This window comes from Pseudomonas paraglycinae (assembly GCF_021601625.1).
Taxonomy (GTDB): domain Bacteria; phylum Pseudomonadota; class Gammaproteobacteria; order Pseudomonadales; family Pseudomonadaceae; genus Aquipseudomonas; species Aquipseudomonas paraglycinae.
Window position 1 is genome coordinate 52,959 of sequence record NZ_BQHR01000015.1, and the last position, 16,479, is coordinate 69,437.

General features: G+C 61.8%; 14 protein-coding genes. 4 read left to right on the forward strand and 10 right to left on the reverse strand.

Annotated elements, in window-relative coordinates; genetic code table 11:
* Positions 1 to 291: 291 nt before the first annotated feature.
* On the forward strand, positions 292 to 2,559 hold the full coding sequence (katG, locus tag L6D82_RS21255) for a catalase/peroxidase HPI (protein ID WP_102687419.1): 2,268 nt from the start codon (positions 292 to 294) through the stop codon (positions 2,557 to 2,559).
* A 68-nt stretch (positions 2,560 to 2,627) separates the two neighbouring features.
* On the opposite strand, the gene pepN is transcribed toward katG, so the two are convergent.
* Genes pepN through L6D82_RS21285 form a run of 6 tightly spaced genes read right to left on the reverse strand, consistent with a single transcriptional unit; the run spans position 2,628 to position 9,141 of the window.
* Positions 2,628 to 5,285, reverse strand: a complete 2,658-nt coding sequence (gene pepN, locus L6D82_RS21260; RefSeq protein ID WP_236191477.1) for an aminopeptidase N — start codon at positions 5,283 to 5,285, stop codon at positions 2,628 to 2,630.
* Between the two features lie 10 nt (positions 5,286 to 5,295).
* Complete coding sequence (locus L6D82_RS21265; protein ID WP_236191483.1) at positions 5,296 to 6,126, reverse strand: DUF2797 domain-containing protein; 831 nt, start codon at positions 6,124 to 6,126, stop codon at positions 5,296 to 5,298.
* A complete protein-coding gene (locus L6D82_RS21270; RefSeq protein ID WP_007956913.1) occupies positions 6,123 to 6,383 on the reverse strand; it encodes a YeaC family protein in 261 nt (86 codons plus the stop codon). Before L6D82_RS21270 ends, L6D82_RS21265 begins: the two co-directional genes overlap by 4 nt.
* Before the next feature lie 30 nt (positions 6,384 to 6,413).
* The gene (locus tag L6D82_RS21275; RefSeq protein WP_236191485.1) at positions 6,414 to 7,283 is read right to left on the reverse strand and encodes a rhomboid family intramembrane serine protease; all 870 of its coding nucleotides are present in this window, start codon (positions 7,281 to 7,283) and stop codon (positions 6,414 to 6,416) included.
* A complete protein-coding gene (locus L6D82_RS21280) occupies positions 7,280 to 8,254 on the reverse strand; it encodes a metallophosphoesterase (RefSeq protein ID WP_172829526.1) in 975 nt (324 codons plus the stop codon). The genes L6D82_RS21275 and L6D82_RS21280 overlap by 4 nt, the downstream gene beginning before the upstream one ends.
* Complete coding sequence (locus L6D82_RS21285) at positions 8,251 to 9,141, reverse strand: NAD(+) kinase (protein ID WP_007956919.1); 891 nt, start codon at positions 9,139 to 9,141, stop codon at positions 8,251 to 8,253. The genes L6D82_RS21280 and L6D82_RS21285 overlap by 4 nt, the downstream gene beginning before the upstream one ends.
* Before the next feature lie 115 nt (positions 9,142 to 9,256).
* On the opposite strand from L6D82_RS21285, the gene L6D82_RS21290 reads away from it, so the two are divergent.
* On the forward strand, positions 9,257 to 10,207 hold the full coding sequence (locus L6D82_RS21290) for a DUF1853 family protein (protein ID WP_085748394.1): 951 nt from the start codon (positions 9,257 to 9,259) through the stop codon (positions 10,205 to 10,207).
* Here the strand turns inward: L6D82_RS21290 and L6D82_RS21295 are convergent.
* Both L6D82_RS21295 and L6D82_RS21300 read right to left on the reverse strand, forming a co-directional pair.
* Entirely contained in the window at positions 10,204 to 11,487 is a 1,284-nt protein-coding gene (locus L6D82_RS21295) for an arsenic transporter (protein ID WP_236191486.1), read from the reverse strand. The two genes, L6D82_RS21290 and L6D82_RS21295, sit on opposite strands and share 4 nt — an antisense overlap.
* A gap of 102 nt (positions 11,488 to 11,589) precedes the next feature.
* Positions 11,590 to 12,147: an NADPH-dependent FMN reductase gene (locus L6D82_RS21300; protein ID WP_007956924.1), complete on the reverse strand. Its 558-nt coding sequence runs from the start codon at positions 12,145 to 12,147 to the stop codon at positions 11,590 to 11,592.
* A 185-nt stretch (positions 12,148 to 12,332) separates the two neighbouring features.
* On the opposite strand from L6D82_RS21300, the gene L6D82_RS21305 reads away from it, so the two are divergent.
* Together L6D82_RS21305 and L6D82_RS21310 are read left to right on the forward strand one after the other, a co-directional pair.
* A complete protein-coding gene (locus L6D82_RS21305) occupies positions 12,333 to 12,569 on the forward strand; it encodes a hypothetical protein (protein WP_007956926.1) in 237 nt (78 codons plus the stop codon).
* 85 nt (positions 12,570 to 12,654) lie between these two features.
* Positions 12,655 to 13,548 (forward strand): LysR family transcriptional regulator, encoded by an 894-nt coding sequence (locus tag L6D82_RS21310; RefSeq protein ID WP_102717734.1) that lies wholly within the window; start codon positions 12,655 to 12,657, stop codon positions 13,546 to 13,548.
* On the opposite strand, the gene L6D82_RS21315 is transcribed toward L6D82_RS21310, so the two are convergent.
* Positions 13,514 to 14,128: a GNAT family N-acetyltransferase gene (locus L6D82_RS21315; RefSeq protein WP_236191487.1), complete on the reverse strand. Its 615-nt coding sequence runs from the start codon at positions 14,126 to 14,128 to the stop codon at positions 13,514 to 13,516. The genes L6D82_RS21310 and L6D82_RS21315 overlap by 35 nt on opposite strands.
* Positions 14,129 to 14,142: 14 nt before the next feature.
* Positions 14,143 to 16,398 carry an Orn/Lys/Arg family decarboxylase gene (locus L6D82_RS21320; RefSeq protein ID WP_085608958.1) on the reverse strand — a complete coding sequence of 752 codons (2,256 nt, stop codon included), beginning with the start codon at positions 16,396 to 16,398 and terminating at the stop codon, positions 14,143 to 14,145.
* Positions 16,399 to 16,479 lie beyond the last annotated feature (81 nt).

Here is a 16,479-nt window from a genome sequence, read left to right on the forward strand (position 1 = left end):
GCCAGCGCTACAGAGGGTGTGTTGCCGGCATCGATCAGATCGAAATCATTTTTATGTTATACAATAACATTTCCAATGGCCATCACGTTTCTTCCACAAAATTGCAAACCATCGCTCAAGCACGGGCATTTCAGCGCCCTTCCCGGCATACGCTCACGGCTCGTCGCGTAAAAGACTGCGCCTATCACGCACCAATAGTCGGCCTATTAGCTGACTCGCCGAGTCGGGTCTAGCCTTACTACTCCGAAGTCGGCACGAGCCGGCCGCAGAAGACCTGATAAGGACCCGAACATGGCAAATGAATCGAAATGCCCGTTCAATCACGCCGCCGGCGGTGGCACGACGAACCGCGATTGGTGGCCGAATCAACTGAACCTGAAAATCCTGAGTCAGCACTCGCCCGCATCCGATCCGATGGGCAAGGACTTCGACTACGCCAAGGCTTTCAAGAGCCTGGATTTCCAGGCTCTCAAACGCGATCTGACGGCGCTGATGACCGACTCCCAGGAGTGGTGGCCAGCGGACTTCGGCCACTACGGCCCGCTCTTCATCCGCATGGCCTGGCACAGCGCCGGCACCTATCGCACCGCTGATGGCCGTGGCGGCGCCGGCTCCGGCCAGCAACGCTTCGCCCCACTCAACAGCTGGCCGGACAACGTCAGCCTCGACAAGGCCCGACGTCTGCTGTGGCCGATCAAGCAGAAATACGGCCGCAACATTTCCTGGGCCGATCTGATCGTGCTCACCGGCAACGTCGCGCTGGAATCGATGGGCTTCAAGACCTTCGGTTTCTCCGGTGGCCGCGCGGACGTCTGGGAACCGGATGAAGACGTGTACTGGGGCTCGGAAAACAAGTGGCTGGGCGGCGACAACCGCTACGGCAAGGACCCGGAATCCATGCAGCCGCCGGGCGAAGGAACACTGGTCGCGGAACCTGCCGAACACGGCAATGAGGAAAGCCGCACCAATCAGGGCGAACGCAACCTCGAGAACCCGCTCGCCGCCGTGCAGATGGGCCTGATCTACGTGAACCCGGAAGGCCCGGAAGGCAATCCCGACCCGGTGGCCTCGGCCAAGGATATCCGCGAAACCTTCGGCCGCATGGCCATGAACGACGAGGAAACCGTCGCCCTGATCGCCGGCGGCCACGCCTTCGGCAAGACCCACGGCGCCGGCCCCGCCGATAACGTCGGCCCGGAACCGGAAGCCGCCGGCCTCGAAGAACAAGGCCTGGGCTGGAAAAACAGCTTCGGCACCGGCAAAGGCGCCGACACCATCACCAGCGGCCTGGAAGTGACCTGGACCACCACCCCGACGAAGTGGAGCAACAACTACCTGGAAAACCTGTTCGGCTTCGAGTGGGAACTGACCAAAAGCCCGGCCGGTGCCCATCAGTGGAAACCGAAAAACGGCGCCGGGGCCGGCACCATTCCCCACGCCCACGACCCGAACAAACGCATCGACCCGACCATGCTTACCTCCGACCTGGCCCTGCGTTTCGACCCGGCCTACGAGAAGATTTCGCGGCGCTTCCTGGCCAATCCCGATCAACTGGCGGACGCCTTCGCTCGCGCCTGGTACAAACTGATCCACCGTGACATGGGCCCGCTGTCGCGTTATCTCGGCCCGGAATTGCCCCAGGAAGAACTGCTGTGGCAAGACCCGATTCCCGAGGCCAAGCATCCACTGGTGGACGACAGCGATATCAGGGCTCTGAAAGGCAAAGTACTGGCCTCGGGGCTGTCCGTTTCGGAACTGGTTTCCACTGCCTGGGCGGCCGCATCGACCTTCCGGGGCTCGGACAAACGCGGCGGTGCCAATGGCGGACGTCTGCGTCTGGCACCGCAAAAGTTCTGGCAGGCCAACCAGCCGGAGCAACTGGACAAGGTGCTGAAAGTCCTCGAAGGCATTCAGAACGAGTTCAACGCCGGGGCGGCAGGCAAGCAAGTCTCGCTGGCGGACCTGATCGTGCTGGCGGGTAATGCCGGTGTCGAACAAGCGGCGAAAAACGCCGGGCACACGGTGACCGTGCCGTTCAATCCGGGGCGCACCGATGCGACTCAGGAGCAAACCGACGTCGAGTCGTTCGGTTTCCTTGAACCGCACACCGACGGCTTCCGCAACTACGCCGCCAACACCTACCGCGTGCCGGCCGAAGCGTTGCTGATCGACAAGGCGCAACTGCTGACCCTTTCGGCGCCGGAAATGACCGTGTTGATCGGCGGCCTGCGCGTGCTGGACACCAACGTCGGCAAGACGAAACACGGGGTCTTTACCGACAAGCCCGGATCACTGACCAACGATTTCTTCCGCAACCTGCTGGACATGGGCGTGGAATGGAAACCGACGTCGAAAACCGAGTTCGAAGGCCGCGACCGTAAAACCGGCAGCGTGAAGTGGACGGCGACCCGGGTCGATCTGGTGTTCGGTTCCAACTCGGTGCTGCGGGCGCTGGCAGAGGTGTATGCCAGCTCCGATGCGAAGGAAAAGTTCGTCAACGACTTCGTTGCCGCTTGGGCGAAGGTGATGGATCTGGATCGGTTTGATTTGCGCCAATAAACCTTTTTCATCCACCCACAAAAAACGCCGCTCATCGAGCGGCGTTTTTTTATTGCCCTGAAACAGCGTCAAGCAAGGCTTTTGCTGACCACTTCATACACATCACTGGACAACTGACCGGACGCCAGAATCCGCTCCAGCTCCGCCTTCATCAGCGCCTGACGAGCGCCGTCATACTTGCGCCAGCGCGTCAGCGGCGCCAATTGACGCGACGCGATCTGCGGGTTGAAGCCGTTCAGTTCGATCACCAGATCCGCCAGGAAGCGATAACCCGAACCGTCCGCCGCGTGGAAGTTGATCAGGTTCTGTCCGGCGAACGCACCGACCAGCGCACGCACCTTGTTCGGGTTCTTGATGTTGAACGCCGGGTGCTGCATCAATGCCTTCACACGTTCCAGACCGCCCGGCAAGGTGCTGCCGGCCTGCACGCTGAACCACTGATCCATGACCAGCGGATTGTCCTTGAAGTGCTCGGCGAAACTGGCCAGCGCGGTCGCTTTCTGCTCGTCGAACGGCGAGTTGACCAGCACCGCCAGCGCGGTCAGGCGCTCGGTCATGTTGTCGCAGCTGTCGAACTGTTCCAGCGTTGCCGCCAGCACTTCCGGCTTGCCGCTGAGCATCAGGTACGACAGCGCGATGTTCTGCAACGCGCGACGGGCGAAGTGCTCGGCCTCGGCCACGTACGGGGTTTGCTTCGACAGGTCGCGGTTGGCCTGATAACGCAGCCACAGCGCCTCGAACAGATTGTCCGCCAGTTGCTGACGAGCGAATTCGCGGGCGGTGTGGATCGCGTCCACGTCGGCGACTTCGCTGATTTCGGTCAGGTAGGCTTCGCTTGGCAGCGAGAGCATTTCCGCGACCATCGCCTGATCCAGCGACTCGTCCGACAGCACGGTGCGCAGCGCGGAAACCAGACGTGGGTCGAGCACCAGGCTTTCGCCGTTCTGCTGCTGGCCGATCAACTCTTGCAGCACCTGCACCGACAGTTGCTGGCCGGCATCCCAACGATTGAAACCATCGGTGTCATGCTGCATCAGGAACATCAGCTGATCGCGGTTGTACGGGAAGCTCAGTTTCACCGGCGCCGAGAAGCCACGCAGCAACGACGGCAGCGGCTGTTCGGCGATGTCGACGAAGGTGAACGTCTGCTCAGCTTCGGTCACCGAGATCACTCGGCTAGTGCCTTGGGCCGAGGCTTCGCCGGCCAGACGCAGGGCAATCTCGTTGCCCTGGCTGTCGAGCAGGCCCAATTCGACCGGAATCACGAACGGCAGCTTTTCAACCTTGTCCGGGGTTTCCGGGCAGCTCTGGCGGAAGGTCAGGCTGTAGGTTTTCGCGGCGGCGTCGTAAGACTCGCTCACCGCCAGACGCGGTGTGCCGGCCTGGCTGTACCAGCGCTTGAACTGGGTCAGGTCGACGCCGTTGGCATCTTCCATGGCCTTGATGAAGTCATCGCAGGTCACGGCCTGGCCGTCGTGGCGTTCAAAGTACAGGTCGCTGCCTTTGCGGAAGCCTTCGGCGCCCAGCAGGGTGTGGATCATGCCGACCACTTCCGAGCCCTTTTCGTACACGGTCAGGGTGTAGAAGTTGGAAATCTCGATGAAGCTGTCCGGGCGCACGGCGTGGGCCATGGGACCCGCATCTTCGGCGAACTGGTGGGTACGCAGGTACGCCACGTCCTGAATGCGCTTGACCGTGGCCGAGTTCATGTCAGAGGAGAAACCGGCATCGCGGAACACCGTGAAGCCTTCCTTGAGCGACAGCTGGAACCAGTCGCGGCAGGTCACGCGGTTGCCCGACCAGTTGTGGAAGTATTCGTGAGCGACGATCGCTTCAACGCGCTGGTGCGCGGCGTCGGTAGCGGTTTCGGCACGGGCCAGCACGGCGCTGGAGTTGAAGATGTTGAGGCCCTTGTTCTCCATCGCGCCCATGTTGAAGTCGTTCACGGCGACGATCATGAAGATGTCCAGATCGTACTCGCGACCGTAGACCTCTTCGTCCCAGCGCATCGACTTCTTCAGGCTGTTCATGGCGTGCTGGCACTTGTCGATGTTTTCCGGCTCGACGTAGATGCGCAGCGCCACGTTGCGGTTGGTCATGGTGGTGAAGCTGTCTTCAACGCACCACAAGTCACCGGCCACCAGCGCAAACAGGTACGCCGGTTTCATGAACGGGTCTTCCCAGGTCGCCCAGTGTCGGCCGTCTTCGCCGGGGCCGCTGGCGATCGGGTTGCCGTTGGACAGCAGCACCGGATAGCTGTGCTGCTCGGCGACCACGGTGGTGGTGAACTTGCTCATCACGTCCGGGCGGTCGAGGTAATAGGTAATCTTGCGGAAGCCTTCGGCCTCGCACTGGGTGCAGAACATCGTGCCGGACTTGTACAGGCCTTCCAGTGCGGTGTTGGTTTCCGGGTGGATCCTGACGCTGGTGTCGACCGTGAAGGTTTCGCTGGCCGGTTGCAGGGTCAGGTGGTTTTCAGTCAGTTGGTAATCGCTCGCGCTCAGTTCCTGGTCTGCCAGGGTCACCGAGAGCAATTCCAGCTGCTGGCCATCGAGCACCAGCGGCGGCAGGCCCGGGCCACGGGCCGGGTTGCGGCGCATCACCAGTTGCGCGTGGACCAGACTGTGGTCCTCGAACAACTCGAAGGTCAGGTGTGTTTCATCGATCAGGTACTCGGGCGCCTGATAGTCCTTCAGGTAAATCATCTTCGGTTGTTCGGTGCGCATGCTGAAGTCCTTATTGATGCACGGCGAGCTGATAGGCCGTGTACTTGCGAATGTTGATCACGCCGGTGTCGAAGATCAGGTACTGGCCCTTGATCCCCAGCAGCGTGCCTTCGGCAATCGGGTTCTTGTCCAGGTTGAAGCTGACGATCTTGGCCGGGTACTGCTCGACCGGGTAGCGGATTTCCAACGGCTCGACATCGGCAATTGTCTGAATGGCCTGGAGACCGAATCGCTCCTGCAAACCTTGCAGACCCGGGGCGCAGCTTTCGAACAGTTGATCGCGCACCTGCGCCAGATCCACCGCCGCCGCGTCGCCTTTGAGCAAGGCGCGCCAGTTGGTCTTGTCTGCCACCTGACTGCGGAACAGGTCTTCGACGAAACCCGACTGCTGCCGCGTGGACACGCGCATGATCGGCAACGCCTGACTGGCGCCCTGGTCGAGCCAGCGGGTCGGCAACTGGGTGGCGCGGGTGATGCCGACCTTGATCCCCGACGAATTGGCCAGGTAGACGACGTGGTCGGTCATGCAGAACTTCTCGCCCCACTCCGGCTCACGGCAGGTGCCGGCCTCGAAGTGGCAGCGCTCCGGGCTCATGATGCAGATGTCGCACTGAGCCAGTTTGGTCATGCACGGGTAGCAGTAACCCTGACTGAAACTGGTCTTGGTCCTGCGCCCGCAATGGGTGCAGTGAATCGCCCCCAGGTATTCCAGACGCACCGTGCTGCCGATCAACGGGTTGACCGGCACCTCGACGTCATCCAGACGAAACGCGTACTGCACGTTCGGCCCGTCCAGGCGCGCCGACATTTTGCTGATTGCACCGCGGCCGATCTCGATCAATGGATGGCGTCCGACTTGAACAGGATGTTCGGCACTTCGATCGACTTCGACGCACATTCCTGCGGGCCCATGTAACCGGTGCGCTCTTCCTCGGGCAGGTTCTGCATTTCCCAGGCGATCATCGCCTGCAACGACAGTTCACGCTGTTCGGCGGTGAGCTTGCCACCGTCGGACCATTTGCCGATCTCTACGGCCAGTTTCAGGCTCTGGTAGATGTCGGGGGTGATGTTCTTGATCAAATCGTTAAAAGAGGACATCAGGGTCTCCGTGCTCTTTATTCAAAAAATTCAGGCGGCCAGTTTACGGCGGTTGTACAAACCGCCCAACAAACCGGTGAAGCATCCGATGAGTAACCCGCTGACGTGGGCAGCGTTGGCGATTTCGCCGAAACCGATCATCGAGATCAGCCCGGACATGCAGATCACCAGCCACACCAGCATCATCACCAGCACGCCGCGCGGCAGGCGATAGGCCGGGTTCGGCGCCAGCAACTGGAAGATCCAGCAGTGACCGAGCAATCCGTAAAGTACGCCGGACAGGCCGCCGAACAGGCTCGGGCCGCCCCACGCGAACTGCGCATAGTTGGAAACGAGGCCGAACAGCAGCGTCAGGCCGATCAGGTTGACGCTGCCCTGGCGCGACTCGATGCGCCGCCCCAGCTCCCAGTACCACATGCCGTTCATGGCCAGGTGCAGGATGCCGAAGTGGATCAGCATCGGCGTAAACAGGCGCCACCACTGCCCTGCCGCCAGGCTGTCGGCCAGCGGTGTGAAGTGGATGTAGTCGCCTACCACGCGGAAATCGAGGAAGGTCAGCCAACGCATGGTGTCGAGGTTATCGCCAAGGAACGTCAATCCGCCGACGATCAGGCTCAGCAGCAGAATGAACCCGGTGGCCTTGGCATGTTTCAGTTGCTCGGCGAAGCTCGGGCGCTTGAGCGTCGGCGCCGCCGGAATTTCCAGTTGCTGATCCGGGTCGCCCGCCGGGAAACGCTCGTACAGCGAACGTACGTCGTCGCTGATTTCCGAGGGCACCCACAACACCTGCTCGCCCGCCTCTTCACTGACGCGATGAGGCACTTGCATGCGTTGCAGCAGTTTGACGAACCCACTCAGGTCCGCCGCCAACGGCACACGCAAGACGGCTATGGTACTCATCGCAGCACCTCCGGCCGCTCGACGTCGACCCAGACAAATTTATGCGGATCGAGGCGGGTTTCCTGATCCAGACGATAGGCCACCAGTTTGCCGTACAGCACCGCGCTGTAATCCAGACACGCGAGGTTCGGCCGGATCGGCGCCGGTTTGCCGCTGCGCCAGTAGTGGCCGACGAACAGCAACGGCTCATCGACGCCGTAGCGCAGCAGGGAATTCTTTTCGCTGGAGGTCAGCGGCTTTTGCGCCACCGGTTCCGGCAATGCATCGGGTTGGAACACTATGTCGCCGTAGGTTTGCGGGTCGTCTTCCCAGAACTTGGTGCGGAAGAACGAGCGCACCAGGCCATCGCCGCTGGTCATGGTCAGGCCATCCGGCAGGCGCATGTCGGTGCCGCGCAGCAGGCGGTCGAACACGGTGCAGGCGAAACTGCCCGGCACGGCCGAGGCCTGGAGGAAGTGCTCATCGATGCAGCCATCGGGGAACAGCGCGCGCAGTGGCTCGATCAATCCGGCATCCCAGCAGGCATGCACCACGCGGAAACGTCCGGCGTCGACGAACAGCGGCAGTTGGTAGAACCACTGCTGGAAATCGTGCCAGTCGCCCGGATGGTTTTCGAATTGGGTCAGGGTTTCATGCAGCAAACGGGCGTGGCGCGGCGTGTGTTCACGGACGAATTGCTTGCCGCTGCCGGGAGGCGCCGGAGTGCTCCAGCCGAGGGCATTGAATTCGTGGTTGCCCATGATGCACAACGCCTGACCGGCTTCGACCATGTCGTGAACGATGTGCAACGCCTCGCGAATCCGCGGGCCACGGTCGATGATGTCGCCGACAAACACGGCCATGCGCGATGGATGTCGCCAGACCCCGCCCTGCTTGTGGTAACCGAGACGGTCCAGCAGGTGTTCCAGGGTCAGGGCGCATCCGTGCACGTCACCAATCAGGTCATAACTGCGCGCGGGATCGAGCATCAGTCGCCTCCACCACCCAACTTGCTGCCCCAGCCGAGCTTGGTCCGGCAGACTTCGTAGTAGTTGTGGTCGAGCGGATGGATCAGCCGCAGCTTCTGCGCTTTCTTGCTGACGGTGATGGTGTCGCCCGGCGCGCAGGTGAAGTGGTTCTGCCCGTCGCAGGAGACCTGCGGGTAGATCTGCATATCTTTGGACACGACGATTTTCAGCTCACTGTTGCCATCGACCACGATCGGTCTGCCCGACAAGGTATGGGGGTACATCGGCACAATCACAATAGCGTCAAGCTTGGGGTGCATGATCGGGCCGCCGGCAGACAGCGCGTACGCGGTGGAACCGGTCGGGGTCGACACGATCAGGCCGTCGGCCTTCTGGCTGCAGACAAACTGGCCATCGATGTACAGCTCGAACTCGATCATCCGCGTCGATTTGCCCGGGTGCAGCACCACGTCGTTCAGCGCATCGCCCTGGCCGATGGCCTCGGCGTGGCGACGGACTTCGGCTTGCAGCAGGAAGCGGTTTTCCACCAGATAATGGCCGTCGAGCACTTCGGCGACCTTGATTTCCAGCTCGTCGGGGCGGATGTCGGTGAGAAAGCCGAGGCTGCCACGGTTGATCCCGAGCACCGGAATGTTGTGCTTGGCCAGGGCCCGCGCGGCGCCGAGCAGGCTGCCGTCACCGCCGACCACGATGACCATGTCGCAGACTTCGCCGAGCATCTTGCGTGACGAAGTTTGCAGGCCATGGCCCGGCAGGACTTCGGCAATGGTGTCTTCGAGAATCACGTGCAGGTGACGATCGAGCAGGAAGCGTTTCAGTCGGCGGACGGTATCCAGCACCTGGGAGCTGCCCAGGCGACCGATGATGCCGATATTACGAAATTGCTCCATGGGACTCCTGCGGGGGACTGAGACGGCGAAAAGCACGATTATGGGCGAAAGCGCCGGATAGACAAAATCCTTTCAGCCCCGAGGATGCGCCGGTGTTTGAGGCTATGCTCGCAAGATGATCCTATTTCCCGATTTGCTTCAGCTGCCCCACCAGTTACGCCACCCCGAGGTGCGCGATCTGGCGTGGGTGATCCTCGCCCCGCCGATGCTCGCCGCAACCCCATGGCCGCAGCGCCATCCGCTGGCGGGCAGCGACTGGGTCGGCGACCCCGAGCGCCTGGAACACTGGCTGCGCCAGCTCGACCGCGACAGTTACGGCCTGCTGCACTGGCTGTCCCAGGCCCGCACCCGGCGCCTGGGCCTGTATTACGAGCGGTTGTGGCAATTTGCGGTGAAACACGCGCCGGGCATCGAACTGATCGCCGCCAACCTGCCGATCCGCCGCGAAGGCCACACCCTCGGCGAGCTGGACATGCTGCTGCGCGATCGCGACGGCGTGCACCACCTGGAACTGGCCATCAAGCTCTACCTCGGCCCGCAGAACGGCGACGGTCATGATCCGGCGTCGTGGCTGGGGCCGGGCTGTCATGATCGACTGGATCGCAAACTGGCGCACCTGAGCGAACATCAGCTGCCGATCTCCGCGCGCCCGGAAAGCCGCGAAGTGCTGGCGGCGCTGGATGTCAGGTCGTTCAGCGCGCAACTGTGGCTGGGCGGATACTTGCTGTATCCGTGGCCCGGTCAGTCCGTGCCGCCCAGCGGCGCCCACCCGCAGCATTTGCGTGGCAGTTGGCTGCATCAGAAAGACTGGCCGGCGTTTGTCGCCCAGCGCCCGGACGGACGCTGGCAACCCCTGCCCCGCCACGCCTGGCTGGCGCCGGCGCACTACCCGGCGGACCAGACCTGGAGCAACGGGCACTTGCAGGCCTGGCTCGATGAACTCGAACCGCTGGCCCCGGCGCAACTGATGGTGCGCCTGACCGAAAATGCCCGGGGCGAGTGGGAAGAAGCCGAGCGGCTGTTTCTGGTGTCGGATCTGTGGCCGAACGTGCCGGGGCAGAATTAAACCGACAACCGCACCGCCAGTGCGGCCAGCGTCACCAGCAACACCGGCACCGTCAGTACGATCCCGACCTTGAAGTAATAACCCCAGCCGATCCGGATGTTCTTGCGCTCCAGCACATGCAGCCAGAGCAAGGTCGCGAGACTGCCGATCGGGGTGATTTTCGGCCCCAGGTCACTGCCGATCACGTTGGCGTAGATCATCGCCTCCTTCACCACACCGCTGGCCTGACTGGCATCGATCGACAGCAAGCCGACCAGCACCGTCGGCAGGTTGTTCATGATCGATGACAACAAGGCCGTCAGCACCCCGGTGCCCATCGCCGCACCCCATACGCCGTGAACGGCGAACACATCGAGCCACCCGGCCAGATAATCGGTGAGCCCGGCATTGCGCAGTCCGTAGACCACCAGGTACATGCCGAGCGAGAAAATCACGATCTGCCACGGCGCCTCTTTCATGACTTTGCGCGTCGAGATCTTGTGCCCGCGCGCAGCAATCGCCAGCAACAGCGCCGCGCACACCGCCGAGATCGCGCTGATCGGAATCCCCAGCGGCTCCAGCGCGAAACAGCCGATCAACAAAATCACCAACACCGCCCAACCGGCGGAGAACGTGGCTTTGTCGTGAATGGCGGTTTCCGGGTGTTCAAGCTGTTCCGGGTCGTAAGCCTTGGGAATGTCGCGGCGGAAGAACCACAGCAGCATGCCCAGCGTGGCCGCGACGCTGACAAAGTTGACCGGCACCATCACCGCCGCATAGCGGTTAAAACCGATGTGGAAAAAGTCGGCCGAGACGATGTTCACCAGATTCGACACCACCAGCGGCAGGCTCGCGGTGTCGGCAATGAACCCCGCGCCCATGACGAACGCCAGAGTCGCCGCCGGGGAAAAGCGCAGGGCCAGCAGCATGGAAATCACGATCGGCGTGAGGATCAGCGCTGCGCCGTCATTGGCGAACAGCGCCGACACCAGCGCGCCGAGCAGCACCATGAAAGCAAACAGCTTGCGCCCGCTGCCCCGCCCCCAGCGCGCTACGTGCAAGGCGGCCCAGGCGAAGAATCCCGCTTCGTCGAGCAGCAGGCTGATGATGATCAGCGCCACGAACGTGCCGGTGGCGTTCCAGATGATTTGCCACACCAGCGGGATGTCGCTCAGGTGCACCACACCGAAAATCAGCGCGATGATGGCGCCGAACGTTGCACTCCAGCCGACCCCGAGGCCTTTGGGTTGCCAGATCACCAGGGTAATGGTCAGCAGGAAAATCAGTGACGCAGCGAACATTCGCGACAGCCTTCAATAAAAGGGGAAAGAATCAGACCACACAAAAAAACCTGTGGGAGCTGACTCCCACAGGTTCGATATCTTGTCAGAAAAATAAGTGGATCACTTCTTGTGTTGCGCCACCCACTCACCAAACGCATTGATGAAACTTTGCAGGAACGGCTTCACCGACTCGTTCAGTTTGCCCGCCTCGTCGAATGCCGTGCCCGCGCCGCCCAGATAGGCTTCCGGCTGCTGCATGCAAGGCACGTTGAGGAAAACAAAAGACTGACGCAGATGCTGGTTGGCACCGAAACCGCCGATGGCACCCGGCGAAACGCTGATCACCGCCCCCGGTTTGCCGCTCCAGACACTCTTGCCATATGGCCGCGAACCGACATCGATCGCGTTCTTCAAAGGCGCCGGCACCGAGCGGTTGTACTCCGGGGTGACAAACAGCAGAGCGTCGGATGAACCCACTTTTTGCCGGAAAGTGCTGTAGGCTGCCGGCGGTGAATCGCCGTCGATGTCTTCGTTGTAGAGTGGCAGATCGCCAATTTCGACAATGTTCAGCTTGAGGTTGGCCGGTGCCAGTTCCGCCAGCGCCAGGGCGACCTTGCGGTTGATGGACGCCTTGCGCAGGCTGCCGACCACTACTGCGACGTTATAGACATTGCTCATTGGAAGACTCTCGACTGTCCGTGGGAGGAGCCACTAGTTATAGATGATCCGGTGACGATTTCACCAGACGCCGAAGGTTATTTCCCGCGTCTGGATTATTTTTTTCCTGTAGGAAAACTTACCAAGCTCGATGAAGGTCTACCAAGCCGCAAATCAAGCGTTTTATCTCCAGAGGTTCTAAGCAGATGGCAGCAGTACTCGTCGGTCAGTTCCATGCAAGAGATGCGGAAGGCCGCGTTTATTCCGTGCATGAGTTCCAGGAATCCAACCCGTCGGCAGACGGTTTCACCGGCACGGAGCCCGTTACCACCTACAAACTGGCGATTGGCGACCGCGTCAACAAGATCGACGACAACGAGTTTTTGCTGGTTCAGTCGGGCATCACCCTGATCCGCGAACCCGAGCCATCGGTCGCTTCATAACCGATCGTTATGAGCAGAAGTCATCCGCGCCGAGTTGGGGTAGGATTCAGCCACTGACCCCAACGGCCGGACATGGACTTCACGCATGCGTTTACGTCATATCGAGGTGATTCAGGCGCTTTTGCAGACCGGTCACGTGGGCACCGCCGCCGAATGGCTGCAACTAGCGGCGCCCGAGGTCGAGGAGCGTTTGCGCGAAGCCGAGAGTCAGCTCGGGTTCATGCTGTTCGCCAGCGTACGCGGACGACTTCAGCCAACCCCGGAGGCCCGGGCGCTGCAAGTCGAGATCGGCCACATCTATGAAGCGCTGGAACCGGTGCAACGGCTGGCCAGCAGTCTCAAGCAATACCTCGCCCCACCCCTGCGGATCATCGGCACCCCGCCGCTGGCCCAGCAACTGCTGCCGCAAAGCCTCGCCGCCCTGCGCCGGCGCCTGCCCGACGTGCCCTGCACCCTGCTCAGTGAACCGACCCGCGACATCGTCCGCCACCTGCTGCTGCGCGACAGCGATCTGGGCCTGAGCCTGCACGATCCACAACACCCCGATATCCATTGCCAGCCAATGGCCCAGGGCAAGTTGCAATTGCTTGCGCCCCACGGCTGGCTGCAGCCGAAGCAGAAGTACATTTCCCTGCAGGATCTGGCCGGTCAGGCGATGGTCGGCCTCGAAGGTCAGGACCCGTTGAGTCCGGCCCTGGAAAACAAGCTCCAGGCCCTGCGCCCGGCGCCGACCATCCAGACCCGGGTGCAGACCCACCAGATGATGCGCAGCATGGTCGAGGCCGGCGAAGGCCTGGCGATCGTCGACCCGTTCACCGCCCTCGGTGCACGGGCGGGCGGTCTCGATGTTTGCCCGTTGTCGCCGGCGGTGCCGATCAGCCTGTATGCCCTGACCTTCAAACACGCCACGCCGTCAGCGGCGATTCAGACGCTGCTCGGGATCGTCACGGAACAAGCCGAGGCGATGCTGGCGAACTGATCGGATGTTCCAGCGGGTTATCGAACAATCGATACCAGAACAACGCCACTTCGGCGGTGTTCGGATCGATTCCGAGATAACGCAGGTGGTCGATGCCGCCGATCACATACCCGCAACGCTCATACAGGCGACAGGCGCCAAGGTTGTTGTTCTGGGTTTCCAGCATGATTCCCGGCAGCTTTTTCTTGCGGCTCCAGAACTGCGCCACGTCGAGCAAGGCCTTGGCCACACCATGGCGCCGCGCCGGGGCGTGCACCGCCAGTTCATCGATATGGGCGAAGCCGTTCCAGTTGGTGCTGATCACCAGATGACCGACCGGCTCGTCCTCCAGATACGCCATGAAGATCGCGCTGTCGGCGGCGTCGCGAAAACTGCTGAACTCCTCCGGATCGATGCCGTAGCACTTGCGATACGGCACGATGGCGGTCACGGCCCATTGCGCCACAGGCTTGCCGATTTCTGCCGCGCCGTAGGCGGCCACCTCGAAACTGAAATCGCTGCCCCAGATATATTCGGCGAAACCCTCGTCGGCGACCCGCACCGACAGCCCCGGGTATTTCGGATTCATGACCGGTTGCATACTCGGAAAAGCCCTCACTCCTTGACGCAATCGACGGTGTATTGCCGCCCATTGCCCTCATCTTCATGTTGCAGACCGTGCACATCGACCACGAAGCCCGGAAACGTTGCGTCGAACGTGCGGGCAAACCTGAGGTATTCGATGATCGAGCGCGTGGATTCGGTAAAGCGTTCGCCTGGCATGATCAGCGGAATCCCCGGCGGGTATGGCACCAGCATCACCGCCGCCACCCGACCTTCCAGCTCGTCGATCGGCACCGCCTCGACCTCGCCGCGCACCAGTTGGTCGTAAGCATGGGCCGGTTTCATGGCGATTTCCGGCAGCACGGTGTACATGCGTTTGAGGTGTTTGGCGGTGGCGTTGCTGCGATAGCAGGCGTGGAGCTGATCGCACAGATCGCGCAGGCCCATGCCGCGATAGCGCACAGGATCTTCCTGGGCGACGCACTTGAGGCAGGTATCGAGGCTGACGTTGGCGTCGTAGCTGCGCTTGAACTCCAGCAGTTCGGTCAACAGCGTGCTCCACTTGCCTTTGGTGATGCCCATGGAGAACAGCACCAGAAATGAATACAGGCCGGTTTTCTCCACCACCAGCCCGCGCTCCCAAAGGAAACGGCTGACCACTGCCGCAGGAATGCCCTTGTCGCTCAAAGCGCCCCCGGCGGTCAGGCCCGGCATGACCAAGGTGACCTTGATCGGGTCGAGCAGCACGTAGTCGTCGCTGACCTCGCCGAACCCGTGCCAGTCCGCATCCGGTTGCAGCAGCCAGTCCTCGGTCTGCACCCGGTCGATGCCTTCGACGCCCGGTGGCTGCCAGATCGAGAACCACCAATCGTCAGCGGCGATGTGCTGACGCAGATTGGCCAGCGCCCGGCGAAAACTCAGGGCTTCGTCGAAGGTTTCCTGTAGCAGCGAGCGGCCGGCCGGTCCTTCCATCATCGCCGACGCCACGTCCAGCGAGGCGATGATGCTGTACTGCGGCGACGTCGAAATGTGCATCATGAACGCTTCGTTGAACCGGTCGCGATCCAATTGCCGCGCGCCGCCGTCCTGCACATGAATCATCGAAGCCTGACTGAACGCCGCCAGCAGCTTGTGGGTGGAATGGGTGGTGAACACCAGCGGACTGTCCTCGCTGCGCGAGGTGGCCATGCCGTAACGGCCGGCAAAGAATTCGTGAAACGCCGCATAGGCGTACCAGGCTTCGTCGAAATGCAGGACTTCGACGCTGTTGCCCAGACTCTGCTTGATCAGCTCGGCGTTGTAACAGAGGCCGTCGTAGGTCGAGTTGGTGATCACCGCCAGTTTGACTTTCGGCTCGCGGCCCTTGGTCAGCGGGCTGGCATCGATCTTGGCCTGAATCGATTCGCGACTGAATTCACTGAGCGGAATCGGACCAATGATCCCCAGCTCATTGCGCTCCGGGCACAGGTACAGTGGAATCGCGCCGGTCATGATGATCGCGTGCAACACCGACTTGTGACAGTTGCGATCCACCAGCACCAGATCATCGCGCCCGACCATCGAATGCCAGACGATCTTGTTGGCGGTCGAGGTGCCATTGATCACGAAAAAGGTGTGATCGGCGCCGAAATTGCGCGCGGCTCGCGCTTCCGCCTCGGCGAGTGGCCCGGTGTGGTCGAGCAAGGAACCCAGCTCCGGCACCGACACCGATAAATCGGAGCGCAGGGTGTTTTCCCCGAAGAACTGGTGAAACGCCTGCCCCACCGGACTCTTGTGATACGCCACACCACCGCCATGACCGGGGGTGTGCCAGGAATAATTGGAATCGGCCGTATGCTGCACCAGCGCCTTGAAGAATGGCGGCAACAGCCCGTCCAGGTATTTGCGCGCCGCCCGCGCCACTTGCCGGGCGAGAAACGGCACGGTGTCTTCGAACAGGTAGAGAATGCCGCGCAACTGGTTGAGCTCGGCCATGGCATCGGCCGGGGCGTTTTCCAGGGTGACTTGCTCGCCAAGGGCAAAGATCGGCAGATCCGGCGCCCGCACCCGGGCCAGACCGATCAGTTCGGCCATGTTCTGCAACAGGTGGGAGTTGGTGCTGGCGTCTTCGGCGGCGATCAGCATGCACGCCAGACCATGGTGGGTTGACGCCACCAGCCGGCCTTCGGTGTAGTCCGTGGCCGAAACGATACTGAAACCTTCCAGCTCCAGCTCTCGGGCGATTCCGCGAATGCGGTCACCGGCAACCGTGTCGGCCTTGATGTCGCGGTGGACGATCAGCACCGGGAACTTCAAATCTTTGTACATGGGGCTCAGTGTCCTGAGGCGGCGGAGAGTGATCTGCCAATGTCCTCAGGGTAGAGGGTCGGAGCGGATGTGGCGAGGGTG